The sequence below is a fragment of the Roseovarius sp. 10 genome (assembly GCF_033100315.1).
In the GTDB taxonomy this organism is placed as follows: domain Bacteria; phylum Pseudomonadota; class Alphaproteobacteria; order Rhodobacterales; family Rhodobacteraceae; genus M30B80.
In genome coordinates, this window is the sequence record NZ_JAWLVH010000001.1 from 892,168 (window position 1) to 908,654 (window position 16,487).

Consider the following 16,487-nt stretch of genomic DNA (forward strand, 5'->3'; position numbering starts at 1 on the left):
CGCAACAACCTTTGAAATAGGGGGCAGATTGGTGGTTGCAACTTGGTGTCGCAAGGTGCTTGACCCTGCACGCTTGGACACTTAGGTTGCCGCGAATTTCAACATCGCCGTAATCGGAGCAGCGCCATGACTGAACGCCCCACTGCATGTCTTGTTTTGGCTGATGGAACCGTGTTCTACGGCAAGGGTTTTGGCGCCACAGGCCAAACGGTTGCCAAGCTGTGCTTCAACACCGCGATGACGGGCTATCAAGAGATTATGACCGACCCCTCCTATGCTGGGCAGGTCGTCACCTTCACCTTCCCGCATATTGGCAACACAGGCATCACCGCTGAGGATGACGAGACCGCCGATCCAGTCGCGGCAGGGATGATTGTGAAATGGGATCCGACCGAGCCCTCCAATTGGCGGATGGAGCAGAACCTGACCACATGGCTGTCCGCACGGGGCCGCATCGGAATGGGCGGTGTTGACACCCGCCGCCTCACCCGCGCGATCCGCCAACAAGGCGCGCCGCATGTCTGCCTATCGCATGATCCTGAGGGCAATTTCGACATTGAGGCGATGCTGAAGGAGGCGCGCGCATGGCAGGGTCTGGAGGGGCTCGACCTCGCCCGTGAGGTGACTTGCGCGCAATCCTATCGTTGGGACGAGATGCGTTGGTCATGGCCTGAGGGCTATAGCAAGCGCACGGGCACTGGCCCCAAAGTGGTGGCGATTGATTACGGTGCCAAGCGTAATATCCTGCGCTGTCTCGCAAGCGCGGGATGTGATGTCACTGTGATGCCCGCCAGCACCACCGCCGAAGAAATCCTTGCACAAAACCCAGATGGTGTATTTCTGTCGAACGGGCCAGGCGACCCTGCCGCAACGGGGGAATATGCCGTGCCGATGATCCGTACGATTTTGGAAAAAGACCTACCCGTTTTCGGAATTTGCCTTGGCCACCAAATGTTGGCTTTGGCGCTTGGGGCGAAAACCGTGAAAATGAACCACGGGCACCATGGTGCAAACCACCCTGTCAAAGATTTGGAAACGGGCAAAGTCGAAATCACCTCGATGAACCACGGGTTCACTGTCGACAGCCAAACCCTGCCTGATGATGTTTTGGAAACCCATGTCAGCTTGTTTGACGGGTCAAATTGCGGCATCCGCGTCAAGGATCGCCCGATCTTTTCCGTTCAGCACCACCCCGAAGCCAGCCCCGGCCCACAAGACAGCTATTACCTTTTCGAGCGCTTCGCCGCCGCCATGGCAACACGCTAAAGTTGAAGGGGGCAAAAGCCCCTTAAACCCAAGGCTGTATACCGCGGAAATCGTTGAATTTTCGTAAAAAAATTATTCGCGATTAGGATTTTGTTAACCATCGCAGCGCTTCCCTAACGGGGCTTGAAACGCGAAGATTTCAAGTCGGCCATCAGGGGGGCAGGCCCCCGTTTTGCCGTGTTCAGACCCTTTTGACAGGCGCATTTCGATCGTGGGAGAGAATATTCGTTTTATCAAATCACCGCTTGCGTCCAGATTTGAGGCGGCCCTTACCCCTGCGCAAAAGGATCAAACGCTGAAACACTGGCAAGAGCGCTTTCTGCGGCTCTCTCGTCAGAAACCCGACACAGGCCCCAAAGCCCCGATGCCACGTGCCAGCAATAAGCGCAAATTGGCTGACCTGTTACTGACCCGTGGCTTGATCCCGTTTGAAACCCTTGCCCATGCTTTGGCGCTTGAGAAAATCAGCGAGCTGTCTTTATCGGAAATTCTTGTGCTGCGAGGTGTGATGGATGAGGCCAGCCTTCATGCGCTTGAGGCTGAGATGATGCGCGCCGATGTGGTTGACCTCGCGCAGATGCCGCGCCCTGTTGCCTCGGCGCTAGAGCACCTATCGGGGCGCGTAGCGTTGCGCATTGGCGCCCTGCCCCTTGCATGGCAGGGTGGCGCGCTTTTGGTCGCAATTTCGCGCCTGTCACAGGCCGCACGTGTTCGCGATGCCCTCGCAGGGCGGGTGAAACCTATCTTCGTTCTGGCCCCCGAAGCGCAAATTGAGGCGGCTTTGACCCGCTCTTATGGCCCCTGTCTAGCCCATCAAGCCGCAGGCATGGCCCCCGCAGATGTCTCTTGTCGCAATTTGAAATCACGCGAGATGATTGCCCTTGCTGTGCTGCTGATCACCGCCACGCTGCTATTGGCGCGGCTTGATTGGCAGATTGCTATGATCGCAGGGTTCAGCCTTGCAGTGGGGGTATTCGTGTTGAACACAGGGCTGCGGGTGGCTGTGCTGATTGCCTCGATGATAGAGGGACGCGCCAAGCGCCTTGATGGGGCGGATACGGCCCTGTCAGGGCTTGCGAAGACGCCTGTGCCCCTGCTGCACCGCCCAAACGTTACCCTGCTTGTGCCGCTCTTTGAGGAGGGTGACATCGCCAATTCCCTGCTCAAACGTCTTGCCGCGTTGGACTATCCCCGCGAATGTCTCGAAATACTGCTGATCGTGGAGGAGGTCGACACTGTCACCCGCACCGCTTTGGCGCGCACGCCCCTTGCGCGACATATGCGCGTGGTTGTGGTGCCTGATGGATCGCCACGCACTAAACCACGGGCGCTAAACTTTGCGTTGAACTTTGCCCGTGGCAGCATCATTGGCATCTATGATGCCGAGGATCACCCCGAACCCGACCAAATCTGGCGCGTTGTGCGCCGCTTTGCGACCGCACCCGATGATCTGGCCTGTCTGCAAGGGCGGCTTGATTACTATAACCCCACCCATAATTGGGTCGCGCGCTGTTTCACGGTTGAATATGCAACATGGTTTCGGGTGATGCTGCGCGGCGTGCAGGCGTTGCGGCTGTTTGTGCCGCTCGGTGGAACAACTGTGTTTTTGCGCCGTGACGCGCTTGAACGGGTTGGCGGGTGGGATGCGCATAATGTCACCGAAGATGCTGATCTGGGTCTACGACTGTCACGGTTTGGGTTGCGCACAGAATTGCTCGACACCACCACCTATGAAGAAGCCAATTGCGCCATCCTGCCATGGCTGCGCCAAAGGGCGCGATGGCAAAAAGGCTATCTGATGACCTATGCCACCGCGATGCGTGCACCCGTGCGCTTGCTGCGGGAATTGGGGCCATGGCGATTTTTGGGCCTGCAGGTGCAGCTTCTTTGCACCATCTTGGGTTTCCTTCTTGCCCCCCTATTGTGGAGCTTTCTAGTCATGCCCTTTGGGCTTGAACACCCGATGGAGGCGGTTTTGAACCGCAATCTAGAACTGATTGCGGGGCTGGGATTTTTGTTGGTCATGCTGCTGAATTGGGCCACGATGATCATCGCCTGCGAAGCCCCGCATTTGCGCAAACATCGGTGGTTTATTCCGATGATGGAGCTTTACTTCCCTTTGGCCACACTCGCAGCATGGATGGCGGTTGCGAATTTACTGTTGCGCCCGTTTCATTGGGCGAAAACAAAGCATGGGGTTTTTGGTGGCACGGTGGTGACACGCAAACCTAGCTGACCGCGCCCGCCTCCTCCTTGAGGCGCACCTCAAAGGCAATGGAAAGATGCCGCCGCAATGCATCAGCTGCTGCATCCCCATCACGCGCGGCAATGGCGTTGACGATATCATCGTGCTCGTCCAAGGCTTTTTCGCCCCGCCCCTTTGCGGCCAAGGATGTGGTGGCCATCAACGCCATTGAGCGATGCACAAGATCCAATTGCTGCACCAAATAGCGATTATGGCTGGCAAGATGGATTTGCTTATGAAAGCGGCGGTTTGCACGGCTCAGCGCCTGCGGATCATTCAACAATTTGCGATCCGCCTGTGCCATTTCTCGCAAGACGCGCACTTCCTCGGTTGCGGCATGTTGCGCGGCCAAACGGGCGGCCAGCGCCTCTAACTCGGTGCGCACGGCATAAAGTTCGGCCATCTGCGCATGATCCAATGAGGCCACAATCAGACTGCGCCCATCGCGGGTGAGCAGGCTTTGGGTTTCCAACCGCTGCAACGCCTCGCGCACGGGGGTGCGGCTGACACCGAACCGCTCGGCCAATTCCGATTCCACCAAACGCGATCCAGGGCGATAGATGCCGCCATCTATCGCATCCAAAATCATATCATAGGCGTCTTTTTGCTGTGGCTTGCTGTGCATCGCGTAGGGTCTTTCCAATTCTTAACGCTGCCAAAGCTAAGCAGCCCCGCCCCCCTTGGCAAGCAAAAGCACCTGAGGCTAGTGTAGCGGCCATGAAACACGCAGATTTCCAACATGTCGACACATGGGTGTTCGATCTCGATCACACGCTTTATCCCGCCTCAATGGCGCTGTTTGATCAGATCAATATCCGCATGTCCGCGTTTGTCATGCGCGCCTTGAATGTCGATGCGCAGGAGGCGGATCATATCCGCCACACCTATTGGCGCGCCCATGGCACAACCCTGGCGGGGCTGATGGCACAGCATAATATCCCGCCCTACCCTTATTTGGACGAGGTGCATGAGATAGATTTCAGCATCCTCAAACCAGATCCGATTTTGGCAGACCGTATCACGCGCCTGAGGGGGCGGCGTATCGTCTACACCAATGGCACCGCCGATTATGCCCGTAATGTTTTGCACCATCGGGGTTTGTCGGGCCTGTTTGACGCGATTTACGGGGTCGAGGACGCCAATTATCGCCCCAAACCAGACCCCGATGCCTTTGCAATGATATTTGGCAAAGACGGGCTTAGCCCAACGCGTGCCGCGATGTTCGAGGATGACCCCCGCAATCTGGCCGTGCCGCATGAATTGGGCCTGCGGACGATCTTGATTGACGAAGAGGGTAGCCATGAGGGCCCAAGTGCCCACATCCATCACCAGACCCATGATCTATCATGGTTTTTAGGCCATATATTGGGTGATCTTGATTAGGCCACATCCGCGACTGGCATGGGCTTGCCATCAGCCTGCCATGCATGGGCCGCGCGGCCAAAGGCCTCGTATAACGGGCGCGAGACAGGGTCTTCTGCGGCGCGATATTCAGGATGCCATTGCACCGAAAGGGTAAACCCCCGCGCGCCTTTGATATAAATGGCCTCAGGCGTGTCATCAGGGGCCCATCCATCAACCACCACATCACGGCCCAAGGTCTTTAACCCCTGACCATGCAGGCTGTTGGTGGTCACCTCGGCGCTGTTATAGAGCCGCTGAAACGGCCCGCCTTGCGTGAAGCGCACGACATGACGCGGTGCGAATTTTTCCTCCAAGGTGCCATCGGGCGGCATGCGGTGGTTCATCCGTCCGGGTAAATCGCGGATTTCGGGGTAAAGACTGCCCCCCATGGCCACGTTCACCTCTTGAAACCCACGGCAAACACCAAGGATCGGCAAGCCCCGCTCGACCGCCGCGCGGATCAGGGGCAATGTCACAGCATCACGGTTGCGATCAAAGGCGCCATGCGCCTCTGTTTCTTCCTCACCATATTCCTCGGGATGGACATTCGGGCGACCGCCCGTGAACAGAAACCCATCACAAATCTCAAGCAGGTCTTCGTAATTGACGAAATTTGGATTGGCAGGAATGGCCAAAGGCGTGCATTTGGCGACATCCGAGACAGCACAACAGTCCATAGCCCCCACTGTATGCGCGGGGTATTGATCATTGATCAGATGAAAATTTCCAATAATTCCAATGACCGGGCGGGCCATAATATCCTCTCCTTCAGGCTTTTGGGGACGCCGTTAGGAAAAATCTGTTCCCCAAATCTATAGGCCTTCGCCCAACTCGCCGCAAGAATTTAGCGGGGCTGCTTTCGATAAATTTATCCTCATTTTGAGCCAAGATAGGCTGTTACCTCAATCTCGATCTTCATGCGCGGGTCTTGCAGGCCTGCCACAAACATTGTGGCCGCAGGGCGCACTGCGCCAAGCCATTTTTGCGTGACAGGCCAGCACGTGGGCCAAAGGGCGGCATCGGTCACGATGTAATGAACCCGCACAACATCGGAGATTGACGCACCGCCTGCCCGCAGGGCGGTGTCAATATTGGCAAAGCATTGCTCGGCTTGGGCCGCAATATCGGCATCAATTTGCATGGTGCTGTAATCAAATCCCGTGGTTCCCGACACGAAAATCCAATCACCTTGCACAACTGCCCGACTATATCCGATCTCGGCCTCAAAGGGCGAGCCTGAGGAAATCAGGCGCCGCCCTGATAGGGCATCCGCGCTCATGGTTCTGCGTCAAGCCCCGCTGCGGCAATACCCGCCACAGCCGCATCGCTGTCATTATCGGATGTGTCACCCGTAACCCCAACTGCGCCGATCACAACGCCATCCCGCTTAACCAGAACACCACCAGGCACAGGCACAACACGGCCCCCAAAGGCCCCGTTGACCGCGTTGACAAAATAGGCCTGCGCCTCGGCCCGCGCCATTTGCGCCTTGCCGCCCATGCCCAACATCACCGCGCCATAGGCCTTGGCGCGCGCAATCTCAAAGCGACCTGGGCTTGCGCCATCCTCGCGCTCAAAGGCTTGAATATTGCCGCCTGCATCGAGAACAACGACCGAAAGGGGCTTTAGCCCCATCTCACGGCCTTTGGCGCGGGTTGCAGAAATAATTGTGCGTGCCTGATCGAGTGTGATCATCTTGGTTTTGTCCCTCTTGTCTTGATCTTGGGGCCATAGCCCCTGCTCCCTCAGATAGCACGTTCAAACAAAGAGGAAATGGTCTTCTGTCAGCTCTGCCTCAGCCTGACCTGACAAAACGACCGAGCCTAGACCGTAGTTCAAAATCAAATCCGTTTCTTCGCGCGAGAGGCTCAACGCCTCCATCACCGATAGCCCCTCTAGCTGAAAGGCAAGACGATCCTCTGCAGCGTTAAAATCCACAATGGTTTCCCGCCATGCGGCCCCTTCTGCATCAAAGAAGAACACATCACGCCCCTCCCCGCCGATAAAGCGGTCGAACCCTGCGCCACCAGACAAGAGATCATCCCCCGCCCCACCCTCAAGGTGATCACTGCCTGAGCCGCCAAATAACAGATCATTGCCTGCATCGCCAAACAGCCTGTCATGCTGCGCACCGCCATGCAGGAGGTCATCGCCTTGCCCACCGAACAGCGCATCGCTGCCGACACCGCCAAAAAGCGCATCCGCCCCCCGCGCGCCCCACAGCGTGTCATGACCACCACGACCAACGAGCCGCTCATCCCCCCCGCCCCGCCCCATGATCCCATCATCATGGGCGCTGCCACCGCGGTGGCGCAGATCGCCAACGGCAGCCTCGGCCAGTGCCTCATCCCGATACATCAAATGGGCCAAAATTTGATCATGCCCTAAGACCTGCGCGATTGGTGCAGGCGTGGCTTTATCGAATGCGGCGAAGGCCGTGAAAAGATCGAAATGGTTTTCTGTCTCGACTGCATCGGGCGCATCACCTTGTGGCAACACGATCTCGGCGGCGATGATCTCCGCAGGGTCATGGGAAAAGAGATCAAAAATAGTATCGGGCGCAATCGCCGCATCTGCGACAGGCACGTCATAGTCCAACACCAGCACCTCGTAAGGGGCAAGGTGGAGAACCACGCCGCTGCCCGCAATCAAACTTGCAGGGTCAAGGCTTTGCAGGGTTGTGGGCGCATTCGGATCGCGCGGGTCAGCCCCATCCACCACCCCAAGAATTTGCGCAGATCGCGGGGCTGCGCCCCCCACGAATTGGGTCAAATCCAATTCTATCGCCAGATCATCCCCCACGCGCGAATTGATCACAAAGACCTGACGTTTGGCCCCACCAAATCCGTGAATATCGAATGCGCCATCGGGGCGGGCAATCTCCATCGCATGGGTGCCAATCACCAAATCTTGCAAAAGCTGCATCATAACGCCGCCCGCCTTAAGCGCGCTGTCGCTGCCTTCAGCAGCCGCGAGCGACATCTGGTTTTGATGCTGAAGCCCCCAGATCGAGGCAAATTCAACATCATTGGCTGCAATCTCGTGAAAATAGGCGGCTAAGGCCCCTGCGTGCTTAAGGCCTGTGTCAATCGCATCGCGTTCAGCCTCCGTGGCGCTGTTCCAATCGCGCACCCCAAGCTGGTTGGATTTTATGTTCCATTCAGACAACAGCACGGGCAGATCGCGCCCGACCAAGTCGGACATTTGATCCAAATGCGACCACAAGGCATCGACATGATCAATGCCCTCATAGGCCCCGCTGATATAGCGATGCGCAGAAAGGCCCGTGATCGCCTCAAGCGCGCCCTGCGGAAGCGCCTCGATCAAGGTCACCATCGCCTCTTGTGCCGTGGCTATGCCATCGCCATCCGCATCGGATATCTGCCACGGCACAGTCGACTGAAGCGAGATTAGGGGCCGCGCGTAATCTGCGGCCAAATCGGTGCTTGCCTCAAAGCTGCGGATTTCCTCATCCGCAATCAAGGCGATTTGACCCGCGATTTGCGCATAAGAAGGGATGTCAAACCAGTCTAGATACATGAATTCATTGCCAAGCTCAAAAGCCTTGACCTCGACACCGCTGCTCAAAACTGTGCCGATGTAATGGCGCAGCCCCGCAATATCGCTGTCTGACAGCTGACTGCCTTGCCCCGCCGCATCAAGATAGCGCAGGGTTGGGATCACAAAGAGCCCGCCGCGATCAGCCTCGTAGAGGTAATCCAAAAAATCGCTGAGGGGTTCTAGGCTGCGGGAAACAGTCACGCCATCGGCGCGGGTCACCTCGGCGCTGTTTGCATCGGGGTTTGCAGGGTCAAACAAGAGCTCCGTCACCGTGCCACCGGGATAGCGCAGATAATCAGCCCCGATCATTTCGACACGCGCTGCAAAACTGCCATCGGTGCGGTCGAAACTGGTGACAAAATTCGCGCCAAATAAATCCGATGTAATCGCATCGCCTTGCAGTGTTCCACCGCTGATCACAAACCGATCCATGACTTGCACCCTTCAAACACAGTGTTTGACAGTGACAACGACATTTGCGGGCTTTGTGCAGATGGGCGGAGGGTTAGGTCGGCCGCGCAAAGGTATCACGACCCCTCAAAGGACGCGCGGCGGTCTATCGAAAGTAAAGACACCCGTCTTGTGGTAGGTAAGCCCCCCCTTTTTCACGCGGGTTCCACGATAAAATAACCCCCGCGCCAGCGATCAGACAGGCACGGGGGGGGCAGAGATAAACCGATATAATCGGGTGGCTTTACGCCGCTTTCCATTCAAGGCGGCGGGCGTGCAACACTGGCTCAGTATAGCCAGAGGGTTGCACGCGACCCTTAAAGACCAGATCACAGGCCGCCGCAAAGGCGATGCCGTTAAACCCGGGCGCCATTGGGCTATAGGCAGGGTCGCCTGCATTTTGGCCATCAACCACCTCGGCCATACGGCGCATGGCGGCCATGACCTGATCCTCGCTGACGACACCATGATGCAGCCAATTCGCGATATGCTGCGCGCTGATGCGGCAGGTCGCGCGGTCTTCCATCAGGCCCACATTGTTGATGTCTGGCACTTTCGAGCAGCCAACACCCTGATCCACCCAACGCACAACATAGCCCAAAATACCTTGGGCGTTATTGTCCAATTCACGGGTGATCTGATCTTGCGACCAACGGCGATAGCTGGCCATTGGAATATCCAACAGACCCGTCACATAGGCACGGCGACCACCTGCGGCCAGTTTTTCCTGCACCGCAGCCACATTCACGCGGTGATAATGGGTGGCGTGCAGGGTCGCGGCAGTCGGGCTTGGAACCCAAGCGCAATTTGCGCCCGCGCGCGGATGTTCGATCTTTTGCTCTAGCATCGCGGCCATGGCATCGGGCATGGCCCACATCCCCTTGCCGATCTGCGCGCGACCGCGCAACCCGCATTCCAAACCAATATCCACATTCTGGTTTTCATAGGCGGTGATCCATGATTTGCGCTTGATGAAATCCTTGCGGCTGAATGGCCCTGCCTCCATGGAGGTGTGAATTTCATCACCCGTGCGATCAAGGAAGCCTGTGTTGATAAAGCACAAGCGATGCTTGGCTGCGCGGATACATTCCTTGAGGTTAACCGAGGTGCGGCGCTCTTCATCCATGACACCCAGTTTGACCGTATTGGGTTTCAGACCCAAAACGCCCTCAACATGGGTGAAAATCTCGTCCGCAAAGGCAACTTCCTCAGGCCCGTGCATCTTGGGCTTCACCACATAAACCGACCCTGCATGGCTGTTGCGCAGACCATCGGCTTTCTTCAGGTCATGCATGGCGATCAATGCGGTGATCATCGCATCCATCATGCCCTCGTAAGCCTCGCTGCCATCTTTGAGCAAAATCGCAGGGTTGGTCATCAAATGACCCACATTGCGCACCAGCATCAAAGCGCGGCCTTTCACGTCAAACGTGCTGCCATCGGGCGCGGTAAAGGTTTTATCGGCGGCCAAGCGGCGGGTCATGGTTTGCCCGCCCTTCTCAAAGCTTTCTTCCAGATCGCCCTGCATCAAACCAAGCCAATTGGAATAGGCCAAAACCTTGTCCTCAGCATCGACACAGGCCACGGAATCTTCGCAATCCATGATAGCCGAAACCGCAGACTCCAAACGGATATCCGCAAGCAAGGCTTGGTCACGGCTGCCAATCGGATGGGCGCGGTCAAAGACCAATTCAACATGCAGGCCATTGTTGCACAAAAGGATGGTATCAGGCGCCTTTGCATTGCCCGTATAGCCCTTGAACTGCGCAGGATCTGCGAGGGGCTTGTCATCCATCATCAACTGCCCCTTATCCACGCTATAGCGGCGGATATCGGCATGGCTTGCCCCCTCAATGGGGAAGCTGTCATCAAGGAAGACCCGCGCGCGCGCCACAACGCGCGATCCACGACCGCGATCATAGCCGCCTTTGGGGGGCAGGCTGCCCATAGCATCCGTGCCATAAAGCGCATCATAGAAACTGCCCCAACGCGCATTGGCCGCGTTCAGGGCAAATCGCGCATTGGTGATGGGCACCACCAATTGCGGGCCTGCCACTGTGGCGATCTCAGGGTCAACGCGATCTGTGTCGATCTGGAAATCTTCCCCCTCAGGCAAGAGATACCCGATCTCACGCAAAAAGGCCTGATAGGCATCGCCATCATGGGGCTGACCACGGCGTGCAATATGCCATTCATCAATCTGACGCTGCAAATCTTCGCGCTTTTGCAAAAGGGCGCGGTTTTTGTCAGCTTTGCCATGCAAAAGATCAGAGAACCCCGTCCAAAATGCATTAGCGGCCACGCCAGTGCCAACCAAGGCCCGAGTCTCGATGAAATCCGCCAAAACCTGCGCCACTTGCAGGCCTGCACGCTCTACACGTTTGGTCATTTGCGGGGTCTCCTCTCTTCATGCTGCACAAAAGCAGCCCGCGTCCCTTCCCTCGCGTTAGCCAAAAATCACACGAGAGGCAAGCGATCTGGTAAAATAAACAGACCAATTATCGAGGGAAGGCAATTTACGCTTTGACCGACTTGCGCGCCGCGCGACATTTGTCCGAGCAATAGCGCACCCCCTCCCAATCCTTGGCCCATTTGCGCCGCCACACGAAGGGGCGACCACAGGTGGCACAGGTTTTTTGAGGCAGGTCTGATTTGCGTTTCATTTTGGGCATAGCTGAAAAATAGCGCGCTTACCCCAAGGGGCCAGGGCGGCGTTCCTCTGACAACAGCACATTCGCCTCGACATTCCCAACCCCAGGCAGGGTCATGATACGGCGGCGCAACACCCGTTCAAAATCTGGCAGATCGCGGGCAATAATGCGCAGCCTGTAATCATAAAGGCCCAGAACATGCTGCACCAATTGCACCTCAGGGATGGCGGTCACCGCGCGCTCGAAATCCTCAAGGCTGACGCGGCCCTTGGTGGCCAATTTCACCCCCAAAAACACTGTCACGCCAAAGCCCAGCTTTTCAGCATCAAGATCAAGACGGCGGGTGGTGATCACACCTGCATCAGACAGGCGCTTAATGCGCCGCCATGCTGCGGGTTGGCTTAGGCCAAAGCGCCGCCCGATCTCGGCGGCCTTTTGCGTGGCGTCCTCCTGCAAAGCGCGCAGAATTTGGCGGTCAATCGGATCAAGATCAATCATAAGGGCAAGCTTTCGCTGTCTTTGATTGCCGCGACATGCATCAGGGCCTCGATATCCGCGATATGGGGCAGGCTTAGAATGCGGTCGCGGTAAATTTCTTGGTAATGCGGCATGGTGCGCGCAATCACCTCAAGGCGCACATCAACACGGCCCAAGAATGTTTGAATTTCGGTCACCTCTGGCACGGCGCGCGCGGCGACGATAAATTCATCAAAGGCGCGTGGATCTGTTTTATCCAATGAGATCCGCAACGACACCTGAACCGCATAGCCAAGTGCCCGCCAATCAATAACAGCGCGCGTCCCGCGCAACGCGCCCATCGCCTGCATGCGATCAAGCCGTTTATAGCAGGTCGCCACAGGCACACCCGCCGCTTTGGCCACCCGCGCCACAGGTTGGTCAGGGTCAGACTGTAGATGGCGCAAAATGCGGCGATCCAGATCATCGAGCATGAAATAATCCAAAAATTAATATTTGCGAATGATCTTATCATATAATACTCAAAATAATCAAATATTCATCCGCACTTCGCAGCAAACCGCGCTTATACCAACGGCAGATGAAATTTGCAGCCAGCAAGGAGAAAGCCGATGCGCGTCTATTACGATCGCGATTGCGATGTGAACCTAATCAAAGACAAAAAAGTTGCCATCTTGGGCTATGGCAGCCAAGGCCATGCGCACGCGCTGAACCTGCGCGACAGCGGGGCAAAGAATGTTGTTGTGGCCCTGCGCGAGGGCTCCCCTTCTGCGAAGAAGGCCGAGGGCGAAGGCCTCAAGGTTATGGGGATCGCAGAAGCCGCCGCTTGGTGCGACTTGATCATGTTCACCATGCCCGATGAATTGCAGGCCGAAACCTACAAGAAATACGTCCATGACAATTTGCGCGAAGGCGCGGCGATTGCATTCGCCCACGGCCTGAACGTGCATTTCGGCCTCATCGAGCCTAAGCCTGGCGTTGATGTAATCATGATGGCCCCCAAAGGCCCAGGCCACACAGTGCGCGGCGAATACACCAAAGGCGGCGGCGTGCCTTGCCTTGTGGCCGTTCACAATGATGCAAGCGGCAAAGCTTTGGAAATCGGTTTGTCCTATTGCTCCGCCATTGGCGGTGGCCGTTCGGGCATCATCGAAACCAATTTCAAAGAAGAGTGCGAAACCGACCTCTTCGGTGAACAGGCCGTGTTGTGCGGTGGCTTGGTTGAACTGATCCGCATGGGCTTTGAGACTTTGGTCGAAGCCGGCTACGCCCCTGAGATGGCCTATTTCGAGTGCTTGCACGAGGTGAAGCTGATCGTTGACCTGATCTACGAAGGCGGCATCGCGAATATGAACTACTCGATCTCGAACACGGCCGAATATGGCGAATACGTCTCTGGCCCCCGCATCCTGCCTTACGATGAAACCAAGGCGCGCATGAAAGAGGTTCTGACCGATATTCAGACAGGTAAATTCGTTCGTGACTTCATGACCGAAAACACCGTGGGTCAGCCCTTCTTCAAAGGGACACGCCGCATCAATGACGCACACCAGATCGAAGAAGTGGGCGAAAAACTGCGCGGCATGATGCCTTGGATTTCCGCAGGGAAGATGGTGGACAAAGCGAAGAACTAAGTCGCTTAGCAGCTCAACCGATCAAAGGCCCGTCCGCAAAGACGGGCCTTTTTTCTGTCGCCCCATTGCACATGCCCTCTGAAGGCGGCAGAACCCGCCTTGGCAGGAGCAGAATATCATGACCGAAACCCGTATATCCGACAGCCCCAGTGCCTCTAATTGGGCCTCGATCGCCGCGCTTGGCGTGATCTGGGGCGGCACATTTATGGTCGTCTCTATCGCGCTTGAGGGCTATGGCCCGCTTACTGTTGCGGCAGCCCGCACCACATTGGGGGCATTGGCCTTGCTTGGATTGATGGCGGCCCTTGGCCGCCCCCTGCCCACCCGCGCCGCATGGCCCTATATTCTGATCATTGGTGCGCTCAATTCCGCGCTGCCCTTCTCACTTCTGTCGTGGGGCCAGCAATATGTGCCTTCGGCCTTTGCAGGTATTTCCATGGCCGCGCTGCCCCTGTTCGTGCTGCCTTTGGCGCATGTCTTTAGCGATGAAAAAATGGATCGCCGCCGTGTGATTGGCGTGACTGTGGGCTTTTTCGGCGCGCTAACTTTGGTGGGCCCAAACCTCGGTGCGGCGTTTCAGATGGGCACCTCACAAGGATGGGAGGTGTTGGCCCCCCTCGCCTGTTTGGCCGCGACCATTTCCTACGCCGTGTCCTCGGTGATGACCCGCACCTGCCCTGCGGTCGACCCCATCAGCCTTGCGGGAACGACCCTTGCTGTTGGGGCGGTCTTGATCCTGCCTGCGATGCTGATCGTTGAAGGTCTGCCGCAATGGCAAGGCCTTCGCTCAGGGGGGGCCATCATCGTGCTTGGCCTCTTTCCCACCGCGCTTGCCGCGCTTTTGCGGGTTTCGGTGATCCGCAGCGCGGGCGCAGTGTTTATGACCTTGGTCAATTATCAAGTGCCGCTGTGGTCGGTGTTCTTTGGCTGGCTGATCCTGTCAGAAGACCTGCCTTTGCGCTTTTTTGTGGCGCTTGGATTAATCTTGTGCGGGGTCGCAATCAGCCAATGGAAAACAGTGATCCGCATCCTTGGCCCACGCGCCTGACCCCTTTAACAGGGGCGCGCAAGGATCAAGATTTGCTCTGCCCCATTGCGCAAGAAGCCAAACTCGCTTGGGCTTGCAGATAGGATCGCTGCGCGGGTGGCGGGATCTGCCAACATTTGATCTACGCCCGTGCGCAAATCGGCCGCATCGCGCGCCACCGCCTCGGCGCTAAAACAGGCAGAGTAGCCCGCTTGCGCAATGCGATCCGACAAGGGGGCCAGCCCACCTGAGGCGAGATCAACCGCACGCGCGGCGGCGACACCTTGCAATTTCGGTGAATGGCGCAGCGGAATGGTCAGCCCCGCATCCGCGCGCGCGATGGCCAGATAGGTGCCCACACGCCCAATTTCCGAGGATTGGCGCAGGGAGAGACGGCCATCTTGATCAGGCCCGTTTTGCGGCGCGTTTGGCGCGCAGGCCGCAAGGGCCGCAACCACAAGACCGAGCGAAAGAAATTTACGCATGACGCACCCCATAAAGGATCAAGAATGCTTAGACAAAAGCACCAATGCCGCCTGATGTAAATCGCGATTGGCTGCAGCCAAGACCTGCCCGCCCTGATGGGCATGGCCGCCTTGCCAATTGGTGACAATGCCCCCCGCCGCCTCAATCACGGCAATCGGGGCGGCGATGTCATAGGATTGCAGACCCGCCTCAATCACCAAATCTGCCTGCCCCAAGGCCACCAAACCATAGGCGTAGCAATCCATCCCGTAGCGCGTCAAAAGCACCTGATCGCGCACCGCTTCGAAGGCGAGCCGCTCGGACATCGTGCCGATTTCTGGAAAAGTCGAAAAGAGCCGCGCCTCAGCCAAAGTTTTGCGCGCGCTTGTCCGCAAGATCATTTCGCCTTGCGGGCCAGTCAGGGAATTTTGCCCCAAACCGCCGATAAAACGCTCACCGATATAGGGTTGGTCAATGACGCCGAAAATTGGGCCTGTCTCATTCAACAGGGCAATTAACACCCCCCAACTGGGTGTGCCCGTCATAAATCCACGCGTGCCGTCAATTGGGTCTAGCACCCATGTCAGGCCCGATTGCCCCGATTTTACGCCAAATTCCTCGCCCAAAATCGCATCTTGCGGGCGGCGTGCCTCGATTAAGGCGCGCATCGCTGCCTCGGCCTCGCGGTCGGCTTCGGTTACGGGATCAAATCCCGCGCTTGCCTTGTTTTCGGTTGAAAGCCCCGCTTGACGAAAACGGGCCAAGGTCGCTTTGCGCGCAGCATCCGCCAGGTCATGGGCCAAGGCAATCAGCTCGGCCGCCTCGACATCGGTCACATTGGGCAAATTGCGGGTCGCGGTCATGATGGCATCTCACTGGTGGCAGCAGGGCCTTCTGCCCCGCCCCCGCGCAGTGCCACGCAAAACCGCCCTAGGTCAAGCAGCTGCGTCCGACAGAACCCGCGCCAAATCAAACAAACGGCGGCGCTGATTTTCTGGGATCGCGTAGTAAGAGCGGATCAAATCCAACGCTTCCTTATCCGCCAAAAGATCATCGGGCTGATTTGCGGCGGTGGTGTTGGCTTCGTCCAATCCCTCAAAGAAATACTGCACAGGCACGCCAAGCGTTGCCGCAATATCCCAAAGGCGCGAGGCGCTGATGCGGTTCATGCCAGTTTCGTATTTTTGGATCTGTTGGAATTTGATCCCAACATGGGCCGCGAGCTGTTGCTGGGTCATACCCACCATCCAACGGCGATGACGAACGCGCTTGCCGACATGAATGTCTACGGGATGTGTCACTTGGTT

Annotated in this window: 17 protein-coding genes; 5 read left to right on the forward strand and 12 right to left on the reverse strand. The window is 57.2% G+C overall.

Annotation, left to right across the window (positions count from 1 at the left end):
- Positions 1-126: 126 nt before the first annotated feature.
- Together carA and RYZ18_RS04540 are read left to right on the forward strand one after the other, a co-directional pair.
- Complete coding sequence (gene carA / locus RYZ18_RS04535) at positions 127-1,266, forward strand: glutamine-hydrolyzing carbamoyl-phosphate synthase small subunit (RefSeq protein ID WP_317655189.1); 1,140 nt, start codon at positions 127-129, stop codon at positions 1,264-1,266.
- A 211-nt stretch (positions 1,267-1,477) separates the two neighbouring features.
- Positions 1,478-3,502 (forward strand): glycosyltransferase, encoded by a 2,025-nt coding sequence (locus RYZ18_RS04540; RefSeq protein WP_317655190.1) that lies wholly within the window; start codon positions 1,478-1,480, stop codon positions 3,500-3,502.
- Here the strand turns inward: RYZ18_RS04540 and RYZ18_RS04545 are convergent.
- Positions 3,495-4,136: a GntR family transcriptional regulator gene (locus RYZ18_RS04545; protein ID WP_317655191.1), complete on the reverse strand. Its 642-nt coding sequence runs from the start codon at positions 4,134-4,136 to the stop codon at positions 3,495-3,497. The two genes, RYZ18_RS04540 and RYZ18_RS04545, sit on opposite strands and share 8 nt — an antisense overlap.
- 92 nt (positions 4,137-4,228) lie before the next feature.
- Between RYZ18_RS04545 and RYZ18_RS04550 the strand changes: the two genes are divergently transcribed.
- Positions 4,229-4,894 carry a pyrimidine 5'-nucleotidase gene (locus RYZ18_RS04550; protein ID WP_317655192.1) on the forward strand — a complete coding sequence of 222 codons (666 nt, stop codon included), beginning with the start codon at positions 4,229-4,231 and terminating at the stop codon, positions 4,892-4,894.
- Here the strand turns inward: RYZ18_RS04550 and RYZ18_RS04555 are convergent.
- From RYZ18_RS04555 to RYZ18_RS04590, 8 genes are all read right to left on the reverse strand, one after another.
- Positions 4,891-5,670, reverse strand: coding sequence for a gamma-glutamyl-gamma-aminobutyrate hydrolase family protein (locus RYZ18_RS04555; protein WP_317655193.1), 780 nt, complete (start codon positions 5,668-5,670; stop codon positions 4,891-4,893). The genes RYZ18_RS04550 and RYZ18_RS04555 overlap by 4 nt on opposite strands.
- A gap of 119 nt (positions 5,671-5,789) precedes the next feature.
- Positions 5,790-6,194 (reverse strand): RidA family protein, encoded by a 405-nt coding sequence (locus RYZ18_RS04560; protein WP_317655194.1) that lies wholly within the window; start codon positions 6,192-6,194, stop codon positions 5,790-5,792.
- The gene (locus RYZ18_RS04565) at positions 6,191-6,610 is read right to left on the reverse strand and encodes a GlcG/HbpS family heme-binding protein (RefSeq protein WP_317655195.1); all 420 of its coding nucleotides are present in this window, start codon (positions 6,608-6,610) and stop codon (positions 6,191-6,193) included. Before RYZ18_RS04565 ends, RYZ18_RS04560 begins: the two co-directional genes overlap by 4 nt.
- Positions 6,611-6,673: 63 nt before the next feature.
- On the reverse strand, positions 6,674-8,908 hold the full coding sequence (locus tag RYZ18_RS04570; protein WP_317655196.1) for a calcium-binding protein: 2,235 nt from the start codon (positions 8,906-8,908) through the stop codon (positions 6,674-6,676).
- Between the two features lie 262 nt (positions 8,909-9,170).
- Positions 9,171-11,315 carry a malate synthase G gene (locus RYZ18_RS04575; RefSeq protein WP_317655197.1) on the reverse strand — a complete coding sequence of 715 codons (2,145 nt, stop codon included), beginning with the start codon at positions 11,313-11,315 and terminating at the stop codon, positions 9,171-9,173.
- Positions 11,316-11,442: 127 nt separating this feature from the next.
- Complete coding sequence (locus RYZ18_RS04580; protein ID WP_317655198.1) at positions 11,443-11,598, reverse strand: DUF2256 domain-containing protein; 156 nt, start codon at positions 11,596-11,598, stop codon at positions 11,443-11,445.
- Between the two features lie 18 nt (positions 11,599-11,616).
- Positions 11,617-12,075, reverse strand: a complete 459-nt coding sequence (locus RYZ18_RS04585) for an Lrp/AsnC family transcriptional regulator (protein ID WP_317655199.1) — start codon at positions 12,073-12,075, stop codon at positions 11,617-11,619.
- On the reverse strand, positions 12,072-12,527 hold the full coding sequence (locus RYZ18_RS04590; RefSeq protein WP_317655200.1) for an Lrp/AsnC family transcriptional regulator: 456 nt from the start codon (positions 12,525-12,527) through the stop codon (positions 12,072-12,074). The genes RYZ18_RS04585 and RYZ18_RS04590 overlap by 4 nt, the downstream gene beginning before the upstream one ends.
- A gap of 138 nt (positions 12,528-12,665) precedes the next feature.
- On the opposite strand from RYZ18_RS04590, the gene ilvC reads away from it, so the two are divergent.
- Both ilvC and RYZ18_RS04600 read left to right on the forward strand, forming a co-directional pair.
- A complete protein-coding gene (gene ilvC, locus RYZ18_RS04595) occupies positions 12,666-13,688 on the forward strand; it encodes a ketol-acid reductoisomerase (protein WP_317655201.1) in 1,023 nt (340 codons plus the stop codon).
- Positions 13,689-13,821: 133 nt separating this feature from the next.
- On the forward strand, positions 13,822-14,736 hold the full coding sequence (locus tag RYZ18_RS04600; protein ID WP_317655818.1) for a DMT family transporter: 915 nt from the start codon (positions 13,822-13,824) through the stop codon (positions 14,734-14,736).
- 5 nt (positions 14,737-14,741) lie between these two features.
- Here RYZ18_RS04600 and RYZ18_RS04605 read toward each other — a convergent pair whose 3' ends face one another.
- The 3 genes from RYZ18_RS04605 to RYZ18_RS04615 all read right to left on the reverse strand — a co-directional run bounded on the left by RYZ18_RS04605 (position 14,742) and on the right by RYZ18_RS04615 (position 16,481).
- Positions 14,742-15,200, reverse strand: a complete 459-nt coding sequence (locus RYZ18_RS04605) for a CAP domain-containing protein (protein ID WP_317655202.1) — start codon at positions 15,198-15,200, stop codon at positions 14,742-14,744.
- An 18-nt stretch (positions 15,201-15,218) separates the two neighbouring features.
- Complete coding sequence (hisN, locus tag RYZ18_RS04610) at positions 15,219-16,043, reverse strand: histidinol-phosphatase (RefSeq protein WP_317655203.1); 825 nt, start codon at positions 16,041-16,043, stop codon at positions 15,219-15,221.
- 72 nt (positions 16,044-16,115) lie between these two features.
- Positions 16,116-16,481 (reverse strand): helix-turn-helix domain-containing protein, encoded by a 366-nt coding sequence (locus tag RYZ18_RS04615; RefSeq protein WP_317655204.1) that lies wholly within the window; start codon positions 16,479-16,481, stop codon positions 16,116-16,118.
- Positions 16,482-16,487: the final 6 nt, after the last annotated feature.